This is a genomic window from uncultured Campylobacter sp. (assembly GCF_937997595.1).
Lineage (GTDB): Bacteria > Campylobacterota > Campylobacteria > Campylobacterales > Campylobacteraceae > Campylobacter_B.
Genome location: NZ_CALKTS010000098.1, coordinates 1 through 1,821, shown reverse-complemented (window position 1 = coordinate 1,821; position 1,821 = coordinate 1). Strand labels below are relative to the sequence as shown.

Below are 1,821 nucleotides of genomic sequence, written 5' to 3'. Positions count from 1 at the left end.
ACTATATATTAAAAAATTGTATAGTAGCTTTTTTGCGCTCCCGCCTTGTTAATCCTTTGAGGAAATTCTATAATCTGCCTAAAATTACTATACAAAGGAAGAAAGATTACAGAAGTTTTTACCAAAATTAAGGATAATCCAATTTTCAAATCAGATCCAGATAAAGTAGTTAGGAATTTTATCTTGCCGCAATATAAGCGCACTATGGTCGAAGTCTTAGACGATTTCATAGCCGTTAAATTTTATAGCTCGCTATCTAGAGACGGAACGGTTAAAACGCATAGACACTATCACTATACGCAAGGCGGCAAGTTAATCAAAGCTCTAGGTAATGTCAGCGAAATAACATTCGAAGGGGCCAGAATATTGTTAAAGAAATTGATATCAAATAGCCATACTAATGGTGTGACAGCTCCAAAGAATACGTTAGCAAGCGTTTTTAAAATTTACTGTGAATATAACGCTTTTGCCGAAAGAACGTTAAGAAAATTGCGATTTAGATTTCAATCGAGGCTAAAGTGCGTTAGCGATAAATATATCGGCAAGATTACCAAAAAGGAGATAATGCAGATATTGGACCCCATTTACAAGAATAGAAAATTTGCACTTTTAAAAGATCTGTTTTATTTTATTCGTTCTTTATTCAGGTTCGCGCGAGATAGAGGTATAAGCGATAATCTTTTATTTTGCGATACGCAATTAAAAAACCTATATAAGATACCTAAATCCAGGGGCTATTCATATATTTCCGCGAATGCGGATTTGTGGTTGTTGATAAAATATATCATGAGCTATCCTTACTAAATAGGTGTCAAGAACGCTTTAATCTTTGGATTACTTACCGGATTAAGAAGCTCAAATGTAAGAAATTTAACCTACGAGCATTTAAAAATAGACGATGGCGGAGAATATTCCTTGCTATTCCCGCAAGATGAAAATAAAGTGAAAGCTAATGGCGATGAACATGAACATCTAGAGCTTCCAAAGGAGGCAGGCAAGTGGCTAGAGAGCATAAAAACAAAGCCTTCTTTATTTTTTGCGAATACGGAAGGAAACGTTTTAAGAGAGGCGACGCTTGTCAAGGCTCTTAGCCAATACCTAATGCTATAGCGCCACCAGCCGCATCAACGATAGGAATAACCATATTTAGCCCACCTGATTTGATTTTCACACAATTATCAAAAACCTTGACATTATCAGGATCGGCTAAAACATTTACGGGAATTCCTTTCAAGAAATCGATTGTATCCGAAGTGGGCTTGATATACCAAGCAACGCCTTGATTTGAATTGTTAGAAGTATTGTTATCTTCTGGCATGATTTTTTCTCCTATTTATAGAATTTGTAGTTTTTATCTAAATTTTCGATTTGTAAATTAAAATTTTGCAATAAATATTCATTTACTTGTTTATAATCTTGCTTTGTCGTTAAATAGATATTTACGGCATTTTTTTGATTGTCATAAAAAACTATGGTGCAAAATAGTATAAATTTATAATCTTTGTTAATTAATAAAGCAACTAATTTTGCTAAACAAGCAAACAAATTTGATAAAATCAAAAAAAATCCTGCAATAACAAAACCAAATGGTGCAAAAATTTTTTGAACCGAGTTATCTGGTATCTTACCAATCATAGGATAAATACTTTTTTTAACCCAAACAATATTTTGTTTTGCTACCGTCGTATCTCGTTTATCCCAATAAACTTTATCGTTATATAAATATACTTTCTCAGGCTTTCTAAGTTTTCTAATGAAATCAATAAAAGCCCAAATATTGGCTATTGGAAATGCTACAACCACAAAGCCAAATCTTGGATT

The 1,821-nt window shown here is 33.1% G+C and carries 1 protein-coding gene and 1 pseudogene; both read right to left on the bottom strand.

All coding sequences use genetic code 11. The features are described 5' to 3' along the window. Window positions 1-1,087: 1,087 nt before the first annotated feature. Window positions 1,088-1,318 (bottom strand): hypothetical protein, encoded by a 231-nt coding sequence (locus tag Q0614_RS03505; RefSeq protein ID WP_298786563.1) that lies wholly within the window; start codon window positions 1,316-1,318, stop codon window positions 1,088-1,090. An 11-nt stretch (window positions 1,319-1,329) separates the two neighbouring features. Beyond that, window positions 1,330-1,821 (bottom strand): annotated as a pseudogene (locus tag Q0614_RS03500) (hypothetical protein); the annotation flags it as partial.

Coding starts and splice junctions, on each gene's coding strand:
- Q0614_RS03505 (WP_298786563.1), bottom strand. CDS start 1,318: ATGCCAGAAGATAACAATACTTCTAACAATTCAAATCAAGGCGTTGCT.